This is a genomic window from Actinomadura madurae (assembly GCF_900115095.1).
Taxonomy (GTDB): Bacteria; Actinomycetota; Actinomycetes; order Streptosporangiales; family Streptosporangiaceae; genus Spirillospora; species Spirillospora madurae.
This window is the reverse complement of record NZ_FOVH01000012.1, coordinates 204,839-223,305: the sequence shown is the minus strand read 5'-3', so window position 1 is coordinate 223,305 and position 18,467 is coordinate 204,839. Positions and strand designations below refer to the sequence as shown.

The window sequence follows — 18,467 nt, the reverse complement described above, 5'->3', positions numbered from 1 at the left end:
TAAGGACACAGGTCAGGATTCACCGGGTCATCATCGAACGAGGCCTTGTCCGAAATGAAGATCGCATCGAACTTCGCCTCCTCCGCCCGCCGCGCCGAGTACGCCGCCATCTCCAAACCCAGCAGGTCCTCGACCCCACTACCCACCCGCCGCCAGCTGTGCGTGAAACGACCGACCGGATTGAAGAACAACACCAAACTCAGCCGACCCTCGCGGTGGTCCATCGCCCTCCTTGCTCCCTGGACCGGACGGCACGCGCCCAGACCACGCTCCATAGGTCCATCAGAACCGGAGCGCAGCCTTTTGTCCAATGCATCTCGACGGCGTTCCTATGCGTCGAACGCATCAGCTTTTGCCTGCTCCCGCCTGGCCCGGGGGGAGGGCGAATTCCTCCCCGAACCGGCGGACGGTGTCCTCGGCGGCGCCGGGATCGTCGCCGCATATGACCATGACCACCCGGTCCACGCCACGGGCCTCCAGCGCGGCCACGTCGTCCTGGATACGCGCCGTGTCCCAGCCACGGCGGATATCCAGCATTCCCCAGCGCCCGCTGATCGACACCTCCACGCCGTCCGCGGGACGGCCTTCCTTCTGGGTCAGCTCGCGTAGCTTTTCGATACGTCGCGCGAGCTCGTCGATGCCGTCGATCGGTGCGGTTCGCATCGTCTCGGCAAGCCGGCCGGTGGCGAGCACGCCCATCCACCCGTCCGCGTACCGGGCGGCGCGTTCCAGGCCGAACCGGCTGTTGCCGTGGATCCACAGCGGGGGCCCGGGCCCCTGCGCCGGGCTGGGTTGCACCCGGTTCGCCTTGGCCTCGAAGCCCTTGCCCTGGTAGGTGACATCCCCGTCCGACCAAGCGGCGCGCACGACCTCGACCGCCTCGTCGAACGCTTCGTGCCGGGTGGTGAAATCGACGCCCAGCGCGCGGAACTCGCCGCGCAGGTACCCGGTACCCACGCCGACGATCAGCCGCCCGCCGCTGAGCGCGTCCAGGCTCGCGGTCTGGTGCGCGGTGAGCATCGGATTACGGTAGGGCAGCACGAGAACCCAGGTGAGCAGCCTGATCCTCGACGTGACCGCGGCACAGAACCCGAGCGCCGAGAACGGATCCACACTGCCCTCGCCACCGGAGCGCACCCACTTGCCGGACGGCGCCGGGTGATCGGTGAACCCGAGTGCCCCGTACCCGGACTCCTCGGCTGCGCGCGCGAACCTGGTCATCGCCGCCGGCGAGAGAACCGCGGGCGTCCATCGCGGATCAGCCACCGCATGTTGAACGTCGAACTTCACGTCCACGCCTCCCACTCCGCAGAAGAAAACACATCGGCGCCGCGGACGACGGGCTTCCCCAGCAGGCTCACCCGGCGGTCTTCGCCCAGGCGGAGGCCAGGTCGTCGACCGTCACCACCTTGGCGAGCATCGCGATGGTGTGCCGCAGCATTTGTTCGCCGTACTCGGCGGGTGTGCCGGCGACGGCGTCGCGCGGCACCACCACGCGGAATCCGCCGTGCATCGCTTCGCCGGCGGTCAGGGGCAGCGCCACGTTGAGCGACACCCCGGCCAGCACCAGGGTGCGGATCTGCCGTCCGCGCAGCACCGGCAGCAGTTCGGTCCCCCACGCCGGGTTGAACCCGTGGTGCCGTGCCAGCACGAGATCTTCGGGGTCGAACAGCTCCGGCAGGACCTGGGTGGCCCGATGTCCCGGCCCCCAGGCCGCGGAATGCGGCCGGGTCACCCGCGACAGCGGCGCCGTCCCGTGATCGGTGGCGCCCAGGGTCCCCTCGAACGTCGCGTGCACGACGAGCACGCCCGCCTCGCGGGCCACTTTCAGCAGCCTGCCGAGGCCCGCGACCAGGTCCTGCGCATCACCGGCCAGCGCAGGCAGTATCGAGTCCGGGCCGATCACCCCGTTCTGGCATTCGACGCAGACCACGGCTGTGGTCTGCGGCTCGACCAGCTCTGGCAACGGAACCTTGGTTGACGCCATTTCGTGCATCCCTTCTGAGACGTTCCTGATGTGTCGGGATCACTTGCCGCCGCTGACCGCCCAGACCTGGCCGGTGACGAACGAGGCGGCGTCGGACAGCAGGAAGCCGACGGTGGCGGCGATGTCCTCGGGCTCGCCTATCCTGCCGATCGGAATGCCGCGGAGCAGCTGCTGCACGGTGGCCTCGTCCACGGTGTCCATGCGCGGGGTGCGGATGAACCCCGGGGACACGGCGTTGACCCTGATCTTCTCCCTGGCGAAGGCCAGTGCGGCACTCGCGGTGAGCGAGTTCAGGGCGGCCTTCGACGCGCCGTAGGCGATCATTTCGGGCTCGGCATGGGCCCCGGCCTGGGAGGAGATGTTGACGATCGCTCCCCCACCCGCCGCGACCATGTCCTCGCGGACCAGCCACATCAGCTGGAAGACCGCGTCCACGTTGGTCGTGAAGATCGCCCGCCAGCTGCGCGGCGTGATGTCGGCCGGGCGCTGGCGCTTGGTGTAGGCCGCGTTGTTGACCAGCAGGGTGATCGGACCGAGCTCGGCCCGGATCCGCTCGACGGTGGCGACGTTGGCGGACTCGTCGCCGACGTCCGTCTGCACCAGCAGTGCCCGCCTGCCCATCTTCCGCACGAGCGCCGCGGTCTCCTCGGCGGCGGGGGTGTCGCTGCGGTAGCTGATGGCGACGTCCGCCCCACGCCGGCCGAGCTCGAGCGAGATGGCACGCCCGATCCCCTTGCCGCCGCCGGTGACCAGCGCCGTGCGCCCCGCGAACTCTTCGCCTGTTTCGTTCTCGCTCACCGTGCCTCCAGTCCCGCGTCGGCGGCGAACCGCTCGATCGCCTCCATCGCCTGCCTGCTGCGGGTCCATGGCGTCACCACGAGCCGGTCGACGCCGGCGGCGGCATACGACTCCACGAGCTCATGGTCGTAGCCCTTGCCCCACCCCATGATCGCGGTGACCTCGAACGGCAGGTCGGCACGACCGTGCTCGGCTCGCATCGCGTGCACGGCGGCGAGGATCCGCCGGATCTCGTCGGGGGACTCGAGGCTGCCGTACCAGCCGTCACCATCGCGGGCGGCACGGCGCAGTGCCGCCGGGGCCCGACCGCCGATCAGCAGCGGCGGCCGGGGCTTCTGGACCGGTTTGGGCTCGAAGCCGACTTCGGGCATCGAGTAGAACTCGCCCGCGAAGCTCAGGGTCTCCTCGCTGAACAGCCTGTCGAGGAGCATGATCATCTCATCGGTCCGCCTGCCGCGGTTGCCGAATTCCCGCCCGGTCGCGTCGAACTCCTCGCGCATCCAGCCCACGCCGATGCCCAGCGACAACCTGCCGCCGGAGAGCACGTCAACGGTGGTGATCGCGCGGGCCAGGGTGGCCGGGTCGTGCAGCGGCATGACCAGCACCCCGGTACCCAGCCGCACCCGGCTGGTGATCCCGGCGAGGAAGGTCAGCGTGGCCAGCGGATCCAGGAACCGGGAGTTCCAGGCGAACGGCGGCTTGCTCGTCCGGCCCGGATAGCTGTGCTGCAGCACGGTCGGCGTGACGACGTGCTCGCCGCTCCACAGCGACTCGAAGCCGAGCTCTTCGGCGCGGATCGCGACCTTGCTCAACTCTCCAGGATGGACAGGGACGGTGTTCAGGCCGAACTGCACGAGCGGCTCCTCCGTGACGTGGGCTCTGGCACGAGCGGCTCAGCCTGTGAACGACGCCCGGCCGGCGGCCGCGGCGACGGCGCGGAACGCGTCGAGGTTCTCCACATGCCGGTCATGGGTCAGCTGGTCGCCGTAGCGGAACACGACGCCGGTGAGCCCGCAGTCCAGCCAGGGCGCCACCCGGTTCCGGATGCGCCGCACCGGCCCGACCAGCCAGCCGTCGTCGATGTACTCGTCGGGCACGGCGTCGAGTGCACGCTGCCAGTACGGCTCGTCCAGCATCGGGCGGCCCTCCAGGTGGCGAGCCCTGGGATCGTCGGCCGCGCCGGCCTCGGTCGCCTCGGCGATGATCGCGCCCAGGGTGGCGGAGAGATCGGGGTAGCCGCGGGCCGCCATGAACTGGTGCTGCATCTGCGACCAGGTCACGACGTATTCCTTGAACGGCCGCATCGCCTCGCGGACATCGTCGTGCACGTTCATGTCGACGTGGCCCCAGATCTCGAAATCCTTCAGGCTCCGCCCATCACCCGCCCGCTCGAACCCCTTCTGCAGCAACGGTTCCATCAGCGGCATGATCCCCGGCGCCCAGGAGGCCGGCATCCAGCCGTCGCCGATCTCGGCGGCGAGGGTCGTCATCTGCGGGCCGGCGGCGCCGACCATCACCGGGATCTCGCCGAGGGGTACGAGCCCGATCGCGGAGGGCTCCGCGCCCCGCGCGCCGGGCCCCTGGTAGGGAGCCGACCATTCCTTACCCTGGTGGTCGGCCTTCTCACCGGCGAGGAGCTGCCGCATGATCGTCACGAAGTCGCGCATCCGGGACACCGGCCGCCCCCATGGCCTGCCCTGCATCCCTTCCGCGGTGGGCACCGAACCGGTGCCGAGTCCGGCGATGACCCGGCCGCCGCCGGTCAGGTGGTTGAGCGTCTGAAAGGCCATGGCGGCCATCGCCGGTGCACGCCCGGTGACCTCCGTGATCCGGGTCCCGATCTTCAGGCGGCTCGTCTGTGCCGCGATGTAGCCCAGTTCGACAAGCTCCTCGCAGCCGTAGCCGCCCGCGGTGAACACCGCATCGAACCCCAGCTCCTCGGACAGCCGGATCCGCTCCATCGGGATTTCCAGACGGTGGTCCTGCCAGCGGACCTCCGTGGCGATCTCGACCATGACACCTCCAGGATTTGCCGGTCATATCCGGCGCGGGGGAGCCCGTGCGGCCGCGCCTGTGCGCAAACGCCGTTTTCCTCGTGTGGAGTCTCACGTCGGGATTGCGGCGTGTCAAGGATTCAGGACACCCAATTTTGGAGACGCCTCATGGTAACTCCCTGCAGGAACTCGTGAGCCGAGCCCGCCTGGCCAGCGGATCAGCGGCCTATACGGGAGCATGAATAGCACTCAAGGACGAGCTCGTTCGTTGTCAGACGCGCCGGAAGACAGCGCTGGCCACGCTGATCACCCGATCGTCCTTGCCCTCGTCGCGCAGTGTGAGCTGGGTGGCCATGCGCTCTGTACCGCCGTCGACGATCTCGGCCTCCGCCCGGAACGGGCCCACCACGCCGGGCCGGATCATCATCACCGTCCAGCTCTCCACCTGCACAGACTCCGTGCCCGCATGATCGGCCACCCGTTCCATCGCGGCCGCCTCGAGCACCACATTGATCGGCCCCAGATGAAGAGCGGCATGCGGCGAGGCCAGCTCCCGCTTCATCACCGGAAGCCGCCACACCCCGTCCTCGCCACGTTCAGCGCCGAACGCGACCGGCAACGGAGGAAGCACCCGATCCGAGACGTCGATCGGCGGGTTGGTCACCTTCTCGTACCCGTCGGGCACGTCACCGAGACTGACACCCGTCCCACACGACACCGCGATGACCCGCCCGTGGTCAGCGGCATCGACGATCTTCGACCTGCTGAAGCCCATCGTGCGGCCGAGATGCACCACCTCACGCATCACGTCGACCTGCGTGACGTCACGGGCGCTGTCGAGGATCTCGTAGCTCATCACCACAGGAGCCGGAATGACCTGGTCATCCCGCCAATAGGGCTCCGGCGCGGCGATGCACAACGGCGCGGCCATGATCCCGCCCGACGAGGTACGCATATCGGGACGCAACGGCATCGTCTCCCGCTCGACGCCCGCGTCGAGACCCGGGCTCCGCTTCCCCAGATACCGATACGTCAGCAGCGCCGTCCACGCCTTCTCGAACTGGTCCCAATGCTCCTCGGGCGAAACCCTACGGATGTCCTCGACCACGTCGTCACTCCTCTCCGCGGGCGCCAATGCCCCTCACTCTTCGCGCCGGTCAGCTGCCAGGCCAGGCGGGCGGTCGCTTCTCGAAGAAGGCGGTCACACCTTCCTTCATGTCGTCGGAGGCAAGGACGACCTCCACCGCGGCCGCGGTGGCCTCCCAGCCCCGCGCCTCGTCGTCGGCGATCAGGTCTTGCTGTCGCGTCAGGATCTGCGCCACGGAGGTCGGCGCGGACCGGCAGATCCGCTCGGCCAGTTCGACCGCCCTGCCGACCGCCTGGCCCGGCTCGACCAGTTCGTTGACCAGTCCCAGCTCGAAAGCCCGCAGCGGCAAGAGGCTCTCGCCGGTGAGCATCAGCTGGTTCGCGATCATTCGCGGCAGTGCCCGAGGCGCCCGGAAAAGACCGCCCGAGGTCGGCATGACCCCGCGAAGGCCTTCCGGCAGCCCGAACCGCGCCGTGCTCGACGCCACGACGAGGTCGCAGGCGAGGACGATCTCGAATCCGCCACCGAGCGCGGCGCCCTCCACGGCGGCGATGAGCGGTTTGCTCCGTCGTCGGCGGATCACCCCGTACTCGCCGCCCCGCTCCGTGCGGGCGTCGCGCCCGTCCTTCAGGTCGGTGCCCGCGGAGAAGATGCTGTCCGTGCCGGTGATGACACCGACCCGGAGCCCGGGATCGTCTTCGAGCGCGGTCAGCGCGGCGTCGATGGCCAGCGCGGTCTCCCGGTCAATCGCGTTGCGCTTCTTCTCCCGCTGAATGCGCAGAATGACGACGCGGCCGCGCCGTTCGGTGACGAGTGCGGGCTCCACCGCGCTGTCCTTTCTGTCATGGCCCGTGGGCGCTCAGGATGTGGCCAGGTATTCGCGCCGCAGCCGGTCGACGAGCTCCGCCACGGAAGGGATGTCGTCGATGAGCCCGACGCCGTGGCCGCCGCTCCACACGTCACGCCACCCCTTGACGTCTTCGGGAATGGCCGGCTGGAACAGCCCCTTCGGCACCGGCAGCGCCGCGGGATCAAGGCCCGCGCCCACGATCGAGCCGCGGAGGAAGTTGGCCTGCAGACCGGTGATCGCATCGGTGGCGATGACGTCCTCGGTGCCCTGTGACACGAGTAGCTCCTTGTACGCCGTCGGCACACCGCACTCCTGGGTGGCGATGAACCGGGTCCCCATGTAGGCGTAGTCGGCCCCCAGGGCCTGCGCGGCCCTGATGCCCCGGCCGTCGCTGACGGCGCCGGCCAGCGCCAGGGGGCCGTCGAAGAACCGGCGGATCTGCGGCACAAGAGCGAAAGGGCTGGCCGTGCCGGTGTGCCCGCCCGCTCCCCCGCAAAGGGCGATGAGGCCGTCGGCTCCGGCGTCGACCGCCTTGCGGGCCAGTTCCACGGACGGGACGTCGTGGATCAGCACCCCGCCGTAGCCGTGCACGGTCTCCGCGATCCGGCGGGGACTGCCGTTCATGGAGATCACGAGCGGCACCTCGTGCTCGCGGATGACCTCCATGTCGTGGTCGTAGCGTTCTTCCAGGGGCGCCCGGCGGACCGCGACGTTGACGGCGAAGGGCGCGACCGTGCGCCGTGGATCGGCCCGGCGCGCTTCGTCCAGCCGCGCGGTGATCTCGTCCATCCACCTCTCGAAGTCCCCGGCCGTCCGCGCGTTCAGATGGTTGAACGTCCCTACGACGCCCGCGGTGCAGGCGGCGACGACGAGATGGGGGTCCGAGACGAGGAACATCGGAGCGCAGAAGACAGGCACCCGGAGATGGTTCAACAGGGGCAACGCGGCCATCTGTGGGTCCGTTCTCGCCCTCTCAGGCGTGCTGGGTGTCCTTCTCGCTCACCATCGAGATGAGGTCGCGGCGCAGGATCTTCCCGGTGGCGGTGGTGGGCAGCTCCCCCAGGAACACGACCTCGCCGGGGGTCTTCGACCCGCGCAACCGCGCCCGGGCGAACTCGCGCAGCTCGTCCGCACTCGTCTCGTGGCCGTCGCGCAGCACCACGAACGCGGCGATGCGCTGCCCCCACTCGAGGTCCGGGACTCCCGCGACGGCGCACTCGAGCACCGCTTCGTGGCGGCTGAGCACCTCCTCGATCTCAGCGGGCGCGATGTTCTCCCCGCCCCGGATGATCGTGTCGTCGGCGCGGCCCCGCACGAAGAGGAAGCCCGCCTCGTCGAGGTAGCCGCGATCGCGCGTGGCGAACCAGCCGTCGGCGTCGACGAGGCTGCCCGCCTCCAGGTACTCCCCCGCGACCTGCGGACCGCGCACGACGATGTCCCCGACCTCACCGGGCGCCGCGGGGCGGCCGTCCAGGTCGCGCACCTCGATTTCCACCGACGGCAGCGCACGGCCCACCGAACCGAGCCGGGAGCGCACCGCGGGGTCGTCACTGGCCCAGGCCTCGCGGTGGTCCTCGGGGCTGAGCACCGCGATCGAGGACGCGGTCTCGGTGAGGCCGTAGGCGTTGACGAACCCGGTGGCGGGGAAGAACGTCAGGGCCTCCGAAAGCACCTCACCGGCGATCTTCGCACCACCGTAGGACAGCGACCGAAGGCTCGTGGGCGCGGCCCGCCCACGGTCGCGGAGCTCGGCGACGATGCGCACGAGCATGGTCGGCACGACCATCGCGTGCGTGATCCGCTGCTCCTCCACCGTGTCGAGCCACCCGGCGGCCGTGAATTCGTCGAGGTAGACCACCCGGCGCCCGGAGTAGAGGTTGGACAGCGCGTTCGCCACCGCGGCGACGTGGTACGGCGGCACGCAGACGAGCGTCGCGTCGGTCTCGGGCACCGACGCGTACTCGACCGTCCCGAAGATGTAGGAGGCGAGGTGCCGGTGTCGCAGCACGGCACTCTTGGGAGCGGCCGTTGTACCGCTGGTCATCAGCAGCACCGCGACGGCATCGGGGTCGAGGTCGTCGGTGGCCGGCGCCTCGGCGGCGGGCAGTGCCAGGAACTCGCTCGTGCTGATCGTGTTCAGCCCCGGCGCCCGCTCCGGGCTGTCCGTGACGACCAGCGGGGCGTCCTGCCGGGCGAGAATGTCGCCGAGCGCTTCGGCGCTCAGCCGGTAGTTCACCGGCAGGAACGGGACACCGGCCAGCGTCGCGGCGAACATCGCCACGGGGAAGGCGGGCCCGTTGCCGCCGAGGAAGACCAGGCGGTCGACGCCCTCCGTCGCGAGGCGGCCGGCACCCGCGATCGCCCTCTCCCGTATCGCGGCTCCGGTCAGGCCCTCGGTCCGGTCTCCGAGGAGGACCCGGTCCGCCATCCCTTCCGCGACCATGTCGAGGATCATCGCCAGGTTCATCGGCATCTCCCGAGCAGCGTTTTACCACATTAATCAGTAATATATATGTACTGTATCTTGATCGGGTCGTACCGCTCAGCCGGCGGCGGGCCGGAAGCGGGGCACGGTGACCTCGTCGTCGATGTCGTCCCAGGCGAGCTGGACGCGTGAGCCGACGCGCACGGCGTCCACATCGGACTCGACGATGTTCGCGATCATGCGGACACCCGGCGCGTCGTCGAACTCCAGCACCGCGATCACGTAGGGCACGCTGCCGGCCAGGGCCGGTACGACGGCGTGCCGCACGACCGTGTACGTGTACACGGTGCCGACGCCGGAGATCTCGACCTGCTCGACCTCCTGACGGCGGCAGACGTGGCAGAACGGGCCGGGCGGGAAGCGGAACGTGTCGCAGTTGGTGCACTTGGGGATGGTGAGCCGGTGCTCACGGGTGGCGAGCCAGAACGGCTCGGTCCACGCGTCGGGGTGGATGTCGGCGAAGTCGGCGGGCAGAGCGTCCGCGGGTCGGGGCATGGTCGTCACTTTCTGAGGATGAGCGCGCTGACCGGGGTGGGCGCGGGGCCGCCGGTGACGAGGGCGAACTCGGCGTCCTCGACTTGGTTCACCGCTTCACCGCGCAGTTGTTCGACCGCTTCCTTCACGTGCGTCATGCCGATGATGTACGCCTCGGAGAGGTTGCCGCCGTGGGTGTTGACCGGGATCGACCCCGTCTTCCACCGGATCGCGCCGCTCTCCACGAACGGCCCGCCCTCTCCGATTCCACAGAACCCGTAGTCCTCTAGCTGCATCACCACCATCGGGGTGAAGTGGTCGTAGAGCAACGCCACGTCGATGTCGGCCGCGGTGACCCCCGCGCGCGCGTAGACGTCCCTGGCCACCGTCCGGTGCCCGGACGAGGCGAAGTACTCATCCGGCATGCCCATCCACGTGATGGCCTGCCCCCATCGGCCCGCGGAACCGTTCGCGGCGCCGGCCACATAGACCGGCGGCTTGCGCAGGTCCCGCGCGCGGTCGGCCGCGGTGGTGATGACCGCGACCGCGCCGTCGTTCTCCTGTGTGTAGTCGTACAGGCACAACGGATCCGAGATCATCCGCGCGCTCATATAGTCGTCCAGCGTGATCCGATCGCGGAACCGCGCGGTCGGCCGGTTGATCGCGTTCTCGCGGGTGCTGATCGCGACCTCGGCGAACGCCTCGCGACGCGTGCCGTAGCGGTGCATGTGCCGCCGGGCCAGCAGCGAGAACATCTGCCCGGGCGCGAACAGGCCATGGGGCGCGACGAAGTCCATCTCGGGGCTGACCGGGCGGGAGTAGGTCCCGCCCCCCTTGCCCGCGAACGCGGCGCCGAACCGCGCCCCGGTCACCTGCTGCAACGTCATCAGCGACACGACCACATTCGCGTGGCCCGAGGTGATGGCCGCCGCCGCGAGCCCGACGCTGCCCGCCGCGCCGCCGCCACCACCGGTGAGCGTCCCGGTGAACCTGACCTCCGGGATCCCCAGCGTCTGCGCGATCAACGCGGTATCGGAACCGCCCGAGTAGTAGGCGAACCCGTCGACGTCCTCGACCGACAGCCCGGCATCCTCACACGCGGCGAGGATGGCCTTGCACGCCATCTCGATCTTCGTCTGGGGCAGGGACGCCCCGCGCTTGTAGTACGGCGTCGACCCGATGCCGACCACCGCCGTCTCATCCTTCGGGAACATACCCCAACGAACTCCCGTCACCATCCAGCGTCGGCGCGGCCGCCTCCGACAGTGGTATCAGGCGTATCCTGCGATGTAAAGTATTAATCTAACTATATAGCCCGCCGCAGGCCGCGGCCGTTGACACCATCAAGCTCACGCCGGGCAGGTCATCGAGGACTTCCTGCTCCTGAGCCACACCCACATGCCGATGGCGGAACGACACCACGGCACCCCTCGTCGTGAACCCCGGCTCGATCGGCGAGACTCGGGAGCACGGATCGGCGATGGTCTCCTACGCCGTCCTCGACACGGCCCGCGAAAAGGTGGGAGTCAGCCCGCGGCCCGGCGCGCCGAGGACTTGCGCGTGGTCGCCGCCTTGGCCCGCCCCGCCGTCCCGCTCCGGGCGGCGGAGGGGCGGCGAGCCGAAGCGGCCCGGCCGCCCTTCCTCTCGGCGAGGAGCACCTCGAACCCCGCGATCAGCCCGGCGATGCCGAACTCGAAATCCTCGTCGCTCGTCCCGGAGATCGCGTGCTGGTCGATCAGCTGGTTGAGTACCGGCATGTCAGACCAGTCGGTCATTTTCCGCTGCCGCGCCGGGTCGACGGTGGGCGCGTTGGCCAGTCGCAGCACGCGGTCGTGGATGATCGAGCCCCGCGTGTACACCCCGATCGCGCTGTGCACCTTGAGCGCGTCGGCCGGGGTGAACCCGTCCGCGACGAGCTTCGCCACCACGGACTCGATGATCTGCATGGTCTTCTTCGCGGCGTCGCGGCTGTAGGTCGACGTGCGCATGAACATCAGGTCCGAGAGGACCTCGTCCTCCCGGTGGATGTCCCGCAGCGCCGTGAAGTGCTCGATCAGCACGTGCTGCCACGTGTCGTCCGCGCGGACCTCGGGCGTCAGCCGGGCGTACTTGTCCACCGCGATGTCGGTCATCGCGTTGAGCAGTTCTTCCTTCTTGCGGAAGTACCAGTAGATGCTCGTGACACCGACATCGAGGTGCTTGGCGAGGATGGGCATGCTCAGCTCGTCGACCGAAGTGCTCCGCGCGATCTCGAACGCGCCCGCGAGGATATCCTCGGCGTTGATCGAGCCACGCTGACGCCGCTTCCGCGGTCCAGCACTGTCAGCCTTCGGCACACCGTCTCCCTGTCACCTGTGCACTCGCCCGAAACCTCCGGGCAGCATACCAGTCTGACCTCCGCGCCCGGCCGCACCGCACGCGATCCAGTACTCATTGCCGAGCCCGATACCGGAGCACCCAACGGGACAGCTTGCACGGGAACGCAACCTTGCATACCACTATACAGTAAGGCATACCGAAACGTCGCACAGCGCGGTTCTCCGGACGCACCCGTCCACTGACCATCGAGGTCACGTCAACAGGCTTACAGTTATGGTTACCGTAGTATTGTCAACGATTCGGTTCGCCCGGGACGATCAGGCCGGGGCACGGCGACAGGAGCGGCGACGACGATGCGGTTCGTATTCCAGTACCCCGAGACACGCGGCGTCGACGCGGACATGCTGGACGCCGGCCCCATTCCGGAGGTGGCCGCGGCCGCGGAACGGTTCGGGTTCGACGGATTCTCCACGACCGAGCACCCCATCCCGGGGAACCGGTGGCTCAACACGGGCGGGCACCAGAGCCTCGACCCGTTCGTCGCGCTGAGCTTCGCCGCCGCCGCCACCGAGCGGATTCGGCTGCTGACCTACCTCGCGGTGGCGCCGTACCGGAACCCGTTCCTGCTCGCCAAGTCCGCCGCAACGCTGGACAAGCTCTCGGGCGGCCGGATGATCCTCGGCCTCGGCACCGGTTACCAGAAGAGCGAGTTCTACGCGCTCGGGGTCGACATGGACGAGCGCAACGCGCTGTTCGACGAGGCGCTGGAAGCGCTTCCCCTGCACTGGGCCGGCGAGCCGTTCAGCTATCAAGGGCGGCACTTCAACGCCCGGGAGGTGATCGCACGGCCGCGGCCGGTCCAGAACCCGATCCCGATCTGGGTGGGCGGCAACTCGAAACTGAGCCGCCGTCGCGTCGCGCTGCACGCGCAGGGGTGGATGCCCATGGGTGGCAGCGCCCAGCTGGCCGCCACCACCCGGACAGCCGTTCTCGAGGGAGTGCCCGAACTCGCGAGGGCCATCCGTGATCTCCGTGAAGCGGCGGTGGCGGCCGGCCGTACCGAGGAGATCGACGTCCTCCACCCCTATCACGCACCAGGACTGAAGAGTCCGGACGCCGACGCCGACCGCCATCGCGAATCTCTCGCCGAGATCGAGAAGGCCGGCGTGACCTGGGTGACCGTCAGCTGCCCCACCGCGGAGCGCTCCGCAACGCTCGAGTTCATCGAGGCCTTCGGCTCCACCTACCTGTCGTGACGGAGGAGGATGGCGGGACCTCCGCGCCCTCGGGCCGGCTCGCCGGACGACGGCTCCGACCGCCGGATACCGCGCTGCGCTGACCGCCCAGATCGCGGCGGCGAGAATGCTATTCTCGGTCGACCACCGGACAGCGGACACGAGAACAGACAGATAGGGTGACGGCCGTGGAGGCGGAGGCCTCGGAACGCGCGAGGATCGTCGACGCGGCCTACCGGTGCCTGGCCGCACGCCCCGGCGGCATCTCGGTCACGGACATCCTGACGGCCGCGGGCCTGTCCACACGTGCCTTCTACCGCCACTTCGAGTCCAAGGACAGCCTGCTCCTGGCGCTGTACCGCCAGGACGGCGAACGCGTGGACGCCGAGCTGCGCGCCGCGACGGCCGCGGCAGGCTCGCCGCGCGAGGCCATGCAGACCTGGATCCGCGGCTTCCTCGAACTCACCGCGCACTCCGGGCGTCGCCGGCGCGTCACGCTGCTGAACTCCCCCGAAGTCGTGCGCGCCGAAGGCTACCCGGCCGAACACGCGCGGGTGATGGCGGAGCACAAGGCGACCATCGCCCAGATCCTGCGTGAGGGCCACGCGGACGGATCCTTCCCCGCGGCCGAACCCGAGACCGACGCCAGGCTGATCCTGGCCGTCGTCAGCGGAGCCTTCACCGACCGGATGTCCCGTCCGACCACGATGAGCGCCACGAAGGCCGCCGAACTGGTGACGGACTTCGTCTTCCGCGCACTCGGCGCCGAGCCGCGCTGAAATCAGGGCACGCTCGCCGTACAGCATGGTGTGGCGGTGCGGGAAGCGGGCTGACCACCCACGAGCCGCCCAGGCGAATGCGGTGAATGAGTGATCTGAACAACAGGATTCGACCGCGCCCCTACGGTCGCACGCGGCAAGTAGGATAATCGCGTTCATCATCCGGAAGGGGAAGTCGTGGCCGGGATCAGGCCCACCACCGTACGGGTGCCGAAGGCCGGCGAGATGGTGGCCGCGCAGTTGCGGCGGCAGATCGTCACCGGCGAGCTCAAAGAGGGCGACGGGCTCCCCTCGGAGAACACCCTGATGCAGCAGTTCGGCGTTTCCCGGCCCACCCTGCGCGAAGCCTTCCGCATCCTGGAGTCCGAGCAGATCATCCAGATCCGCCGTGGTGCCCGCGGCGGAGCACACGTGCTGGTCCCCGACCCCAGGACAGCGGGCCGTTACGCCGGGACCCTGCTGCAGTACCGCGGCACCACGCTGGCCGACGTGTACGCCGCGCGTACCGCGCTGGAGGCCAGCGGCGTCGAGTTCCTTGCCCGCAGGCGCTCCGCGGCGGACCTGAAGACCCTCGGCAAGGCACTCGCCCAGGGAGAGCAGCTGCTGGAAGATCCCATCGCGTTCTCCGAGCAGGCCGACCTGCAGTTCCACCGGCTGCTGATGGAGCTGTCCGGCAACCAGACCATGATCGTGCTGCTCGACATGCTCTACGCCATCATCGAACAGCACAACCAGTCGGTCATCAACGCCAACCGCGACAGCGCGAACGCCGGGCCCTCGGTCCAGCTGGTGCAGAAGGCGCACGCCAAGGTCGTCGACCTGATCAGGCAGAAGGACGTCGACAAGGCCGTCGCCCACTGGCGCCGGCACCTCACCCAGGTCAGCGAGTTCGTGCTGGCGGGGCCCGCGGAGACCGTGCTCGACGTGCTGTCCTGAGTCACGCGCTCTCCGGTTCCGCGCTGCTCAGCGCGTTGAACGGCTGGGTTCCCGCCGGAAAGCCGGTTCAGCGCGCGAGCGGATCCCGCGGCAGGCCGAGGATCCGCTCCGCGATCACGTTGCGGGTGATCTCGGACGTGCCGCCCGCGATCGACAGGCAGCGACCGAAGAGGTACTCGAACATGATCGCCTCCTCGTCCCCGGTCACCGCGGCCGTGCCGGACAGCTCGACCGCCAGCTCGGTGACGCGCTGGGCGTGCTCGGCCGACAGCAGCTTCGTCACGTTGCCCTCCGGTCCCGCCCCGGCACCGGCCACGGCGCGCGTCGCCTGACGCAGGTTCAGCGCGCGCATCGCCTGTTCCTCGGTGACAAGCCGCGCGATGGCGCGGGTGTGCTCGGTGTCGGTGACGCCGTACCGGCTCGCGATGCCCGGCAGATCCCAGGCCGAGAGGCCCTCCCGGGAACCGCCGCCGATGGACACCCGCTCGTTGCCGAGCGTGGCCCGGGCGACCCGCCAGCCGTCGTTCGGCTCCCCCACCACGTCCTCATCGGGAACGAAGACGTCGTCGAAGAAGACCTCGTTGAACAACGCCTGGCCGGTGATCTCGCGCAGCGGCCGGATCGTGACACCGGGCGCGGTGAGGTCGACGGCCATCGCCGTGATGCCCTTGTGCTTGGGGGCTTCCGGGTCGGTGCGCACGGTCGCCAGGCCCCGGTTGCAGTTCTGCGCGTCACTGGTCCAGACCTTCTGGCCGTTCACGCGCCAGCCACCGTCGACCCGCGTGCCACGCGTTTGCACGGCGGCCGCGTCCGAGCCGGCGTTCGGCTCGCTGAACAACTGGCACCACCGCTGCTCGCCGAGCAGCCCCGGCGCGATCCACCGCCGGATCTGCTCCTCGTTCGCGGTCTGCGCGAGGGTCAGCAGCACCCATCCGCCGATGCCGAGCGAAGGCGCCTCGACCTCGGACAGCTCCTCCTCCAGGACGAGCTGCTCGACGGCGGTGGCGCCCCGCCCGAACGGTTCGGGCCAGTGCGGAACCTGGTAGCCGGACGACGCGAGTAGCGCCCGGCGCTCGCCGTCGGGCGTGGCGCGGTACCGCTCGAGGAACTTCCGGGCCTCGGCCCGGTGGATCTGCGCCTCCTCGGGCAGGTCGATCGTGAACTGCCGCCGCACGCCGGCCTTCGTGGCCGCGAAGACCTCGTCCTCGGGCGAGCCCAGTGCCGCCACCACGGCCTGGAGCGCACCGGCACGCCGCAGGTACAGGTGCGCGTCGTGTTCCCAGGTGAAGCCGATGCCGCCGAAGATCTGGATGGCCCTGCGCGCGCAGTCCTGGTAGTTGCGCAGCGCGAACCCGGCCGCGGCCGCCGCCGTCAGCCCGGCCTCGTCGGCCGTGGCCGCGCCCCTCGCCGCGTCCCAGGCGAGCGCGGTCGCGAGCTCGACGCCGACGAGCATGGTGGCCAGGTGGTGCTTGACGGCCTGGAAACTGCCGATCGGCCGGCCGAACTGCTCCCGGACCCTGGCGTACTCCAACGCGAAGTCCAGACAGCCCCGCGCCCCGCCGGCGGCCTCGGCGGCGGCCAGCGTCCGCAGCAGCGAGACCGCGGCGCCCGCCGCTCCGGCCAGCACGTGACCGTCGGCCGCGGCCAGGCCGGTGACGGTGACCTTCGCCAGCCCCAGCGACGGATCCAACCCGGTCACGGGGGCCACGGCGAGCGCGCCGGCACCGGCGGGGACGACGAGCAGATCGTCGCCGGCCGCGAGCACGAACACGTCGGCCCACTGCCCCGCCAGCACCGTCAGCTCCCCGGTGAAGCCACCGTCGGCCTCGCGGGTCAGGCCGGGCGCCAGCCCCAGCCCGGCGACGGCCGAGCCGTCGGCCAGCCGCGTGACGAGCTCGCGCAGCGCTTCGCCGCCCGAGCCGGCCAGCACGGCGGACGCGGTGACGGTCGGCAGCAGCCGACCGGGACCGACCGCGCGCCCCAGCTCGTCGACGACGACCGCCAGCTCCGGCAGGCCGAACCCGGACCCGCCGGCCGACTCCGGCAGGTGCAGCCCGAGCCAGCCCAGGTCGGCGATCCGCTTCCACACGTCCGGCACGGAGGGCGCGTCCGGGTCCAGTACGGCGCGCGCGGCGGCCCGGACCCGCTGCTCGGTGGCGAACTCCCGGACAACGGTCGCGAGTTCCTGGTGCTCCTCGGTGATGGCAAGCCCCATCGGGCGGCTCCTCAGCTCGGTCGGGCGTCGTGCTGTAGTGGTTCCGGCTCGTTTTTTCGGAGTCAGACCTCGATCAGGACCGCACCGCCCTGACCGCCGCCCGCGCACATCGTCGCCATCCCGAGACCACCGCCGCGGCGGCGCAGCTCGTGCACGAGCGTCACGATCATGCGCGCGCCCGAAGCGGCCACCGGATGGCCGAGGCTGCACCCGCTGCCGCTGAAGTTCACCCGCTCCTCGTCGAGGCCGAACTCCCCGCAGACGGCGATCGGGACGGAGGCGAACGCCTCGTTGATCTCCCACAGGGTCACGTCGGCGGGCGTCCGGCCCGCCCGCCGCAGCACCTTCTCGGCGGCGACGAGCCCGCCGAAACCCATGCGCGCGGGAGCAACCCCGGCCGAGGCCCAGGCGACGATCTTCGCCATCGGCGTCAGCCCTTCCGCGGTGGCCAGTTCCGCGGCGGCCACCGCCACCGCGGCGGCCGCGTCGTTGACCCCGCTGGCATTGCCCGCGGTGATGGAGAAACCGGGGATCTCCGGGTGCAGGACCTTGAGCGAGGCCAGCTTCTCGAGTGAGGTCGTACGCCGCGGGTGCTCGTCCACGGCGAACTCGACCACCGCGCCGCCAGGCCCGGTCAGTTTGAGGGGGACGATCTCGTCGGTGAACTTGCCGGCATCGATCGCCGCGATCGCGCGGACGTGGGACCGGTACGCCCAGGCGTCCTGCTCCTCGCGGGTGATCCCCGCCTCTTTGGCGGTGTTCCAGCCTACGGAGATGGACATGTCCCGGTTCGGCGCGTCGGGCGAGTCCGGGTGGGTCGGCGGGTACCAGTCGACGTACTCGCCGGCGGTGCCCGGGACACGCTGACGCAGGCGCGGCCCCATCGAGGTCGCCTGCACACCGCCCGCCACGATCGCCGACTCCATCCCCGACGCGATCGACGCGGCCGCCATGCCGATCGAGGTGAGACTGCCCGCGCAGTGCCGGTTCACGGCCGCTCCGGGCACATCAGGCATCCCGGTGACCACGGCGGCATAGCGGGCCAGGGCACCGCCTCCGTAGAGGCTTTCGGCAATGATCACGTCGTCGAATTTCGCGGGCTCGAGCCCGGAGCGGCGCACGGTCTCCTCCACGATCGCCGCGGCGAGCGTCTCTCCGCTGGTGTCGGCGAGAGTGCCCTTCCCTGCCGTCCCGATGGCCGTACGAGCCGCGCTGACGATGACCGGAGCGGACATGTGCACCTCTCTGGGGGTGTGTACCGTACCCGACTCTGCAACACGCAATAGTAGTCATTACGATAACTACAAC

At 69.9% G+C, this 18,467-nt stretch carries 18 protein-coding genes; 3 read left to right on the top strand and 15 right to left on the bottom strand.

Features of this window, described 5'->3' with window-relative positions; all coding sequences use genetic code 11:
* The 13 genes from BM339_RS50180 to BM339_RS30525 all read right to left on the bottom strand — a co-directional run.
* Window positions 1–224: hypothetical protein (locus BM339_RS50180; RefSeq protein WP_420883413.1), on the bottom strand; the 224-nt coding region annotated here is incomplete at its 3' end.
* A gap of 121 nt (window positions 225–345) precedes the next feature.
* The gene (locus BM339_RS30580; RefSeq protein ID WP_218163803.1) at window positions 346–1,296 is read right to left on the bottom strand and encodes an LLM class F420-dependent oxidoreductase; all 951 of its coding nucleotides are present in this window, start codon (window positions 1,294–1,296) and stop codon (window positions 346–348) included.
* Between the two features lie 61 nt (window positions 1,297–1,357).
* A complete protein-coding gene (locus BM339_RS30575; protein WP_075023091.1) occupies window positions 1,358–1,987 on the bottom strand; it encodes a cysteine hydrolase family protein in 630 nt (209 codons plus the stop codon).
* A gap of 39 nt (window positions 1,988–2,026) precedes the next feature.
* Window positions 2,027–2,785, bottom strand: coding sequence for an SDR family NAD(P)-dependent oxidoreductase (locus tag BM339_RS30570; RefSeq protein ID WP_075023090.1), 759 nt, complete (start codon window positions 2,783–2,785; stop codon window positions 2,027–2,029).
* Window positions 2,782–3,639 carry a TIGR03619 family F420-dependent LLM class oxidoreductase gene (locus BM339_RS30565; protein ID WP_021591943.1) on the bottom strand — a complete coding sequence of 286 codons (858 nt, stop codon included), beginning with the start codon at window positions 3,637–3,639 and terminating at the stop codon, window positions 2,782–2,784. Before BM339_RS30565 ends, BM339_RS30570 begins: the two co-directional genes overlap by 4 nt.
* A gap of 39 nt (window positions 3,640–3,678) precedes the next feature.
* Window positions 3,679–4,800 (bottom strand): LLM class flavin-dependent oxidoreductase, encoded by a 1,122-nt coding sequence (locus BM339_RS30560; protein WP_075023089.1) that lies wholly within the window; start codon window positions 4,798–4,800, stop codon window positions 3,679–3,681.
* Between the two features lie 250 nt (window positions 4,801–5,050).
* Window positions 5,051–5,887 (bottom strand): hypothetical protein, encoded by an 837-nt coding sequence (locus BM339_RS30555; protein ID WP_075023088.1) that lies wholly within the window; start codon window positions 5,885–5,887, stop codon window positions 5,051–5,053.
* 49 nt (window positions 5,888–5,936) lie between these two features.
* Complete coding sequence (locus BM339_RS30550) at window positions 5,937–6,692, bottom strand: enoyl-CoA hydratase-related protein (RefSeq protein WP_075023087.1); 756 nt, start codon at window positions 6,690–6,692, stop codon at window positions 5,937–5,939.
* A 33-nt stretch (window positions 6,693–6,725) separates the two neighbouring features.
* A complete protein-coding gene (locus tag BM339_RS30545) occupies window positions 6,726–7,667 on the bottom strand; it encodes an NAD(P)H-dependent flavin oxidoreductase (protein WP_075023086.1) in 942 nt (313 codons plus the stop codon).
* Between the two features lie 22 nt (window positions 7,668–7,689).
* The gene (locus tag BM339_RS30540) at window positions 7,690–9,183 is read right to left on the bottom strand and encodes a class I adenylate-forming enzyme family protein (RefSeq protein WP_075023085.1); all 1,494 of its coding nucleotides are present in this window, start codon (window positions 9,181–9,183) and stop codon (window positions 7,690–7,692) included.
* Between the two features lie 75 nt (window positions 9,184–9,258).
* On the bottom strand, window positions 9,259–9,696 hold the full coding sequence (locus BM339_RS30535; RefSeq protein WP_021591949.1) for a Zn-ribbon domain-containing OB-fold protein: 438 nt from the start codon (window positions 9,694–9,696) through the stop codon (window positions 9,259–9,261).
* 5 nt (window positions 9,697–9,701) lie between these two features.
* On the bottom strand, window positions 9,702–10,889 hold the full coding sequence (locus tag BM339_RS30530) for a thiolase C-terminal domain-containing protein (protein WP_075023084.1): 1,188 nt from the start codon (window positions 10,887–10,889) through the stop codon (window positions 9,702–9,704).
* Between the two features lie 312 nt (window positions 10,890–11,201).
* Window positions 11,202–12,011, bottom strand: a complete 810-nt coding sequence (locus BM339_RS30525; RefSeq protein ID WP_075023083.1) for a TetR/AcrR family transcriptional regulator — start codon at window positions 12,009–12,011, stop codon at window positions 11,202–11,204.
* 336 nt (window positions 12,012–12,347) lie between these two features.
* Here BM339_RS30525 and BM339_RS30520 point away from each other — a divergent pair, with 336 nt between their 5' ends.
* The 3 genes from BM339_RS30520 (at window position 12,348) to BM339_RS30510 (ending at window position 14,944) form a co-directional block, all read left to right on the top strand.
* Window positions 12,348–13,250, top strand: coding sequence for an LLM class F420-dependent oxidoreductase (locus BM339_RS30520; protein WP_075023082.1), 903 nt, complete (start codon window positions 12,348–12,350; stop codon window positions 13,248–13,250).
* A gap of 167 nt (window positions 13,251–13,417) precedes the next feature.
* Entirely contained in the window at window positions 13,418–14,008 is a 591-nt protein-coding gene (locus BM339_RS30515; RefSeq protein WP_033329942.1) for a TetR/AcrR family transcriptional regulator, read from the top strand.
* 177 nt (window positions 14,009–14,185) lie between these two features.
* Window positions 14,186–14,944: a FadR/GntR family transcriptional regulator gene (locus tag BM339_RS30510; protein WP_021591954.1), complete on the top strand. Its 759-nt coding sequence runs from the start codon at window positions 14,186–14,188 to the stop codon at window positions 14,942–14,944.
* 67 nt (window positions 14,945–15,011) lie between these two features.
* Here the strand turns inward: BM339_RS30510 and BM339_RS30505 are convergent, their stop codons facing one another.
* Together BM339_RS30505 and BM339_RS30500 are read right to left on the bottom strand one after the other, a co-directional pair.
* On the bottom strand, window positions 15,012–17,159 hold the full coding sequence (locus BM339_RS30505) for an acyl-CoA dehydrogenase family protein (RefSeq protein ID WP_021591955.1): 2,148 nt from the start codon (window positions 17,157–17,159) through the stop codon (window positions 15,012–15,014).
* 62 nt (window positions 17,160–17,221) lie between these two features.
* Window positions 17,222–18,394, bottom strand: a complete 1,173-nt coding sequence (locus tag BM339_RS30500; protein ID WP_021591956.1) for a thiolase family protein — start codon at window positions 18,392–18,394, stop codon at window positions 17,222–17,224.
* Window positions 18,395–18,467 lie beyond the last annotated feature (73 nt).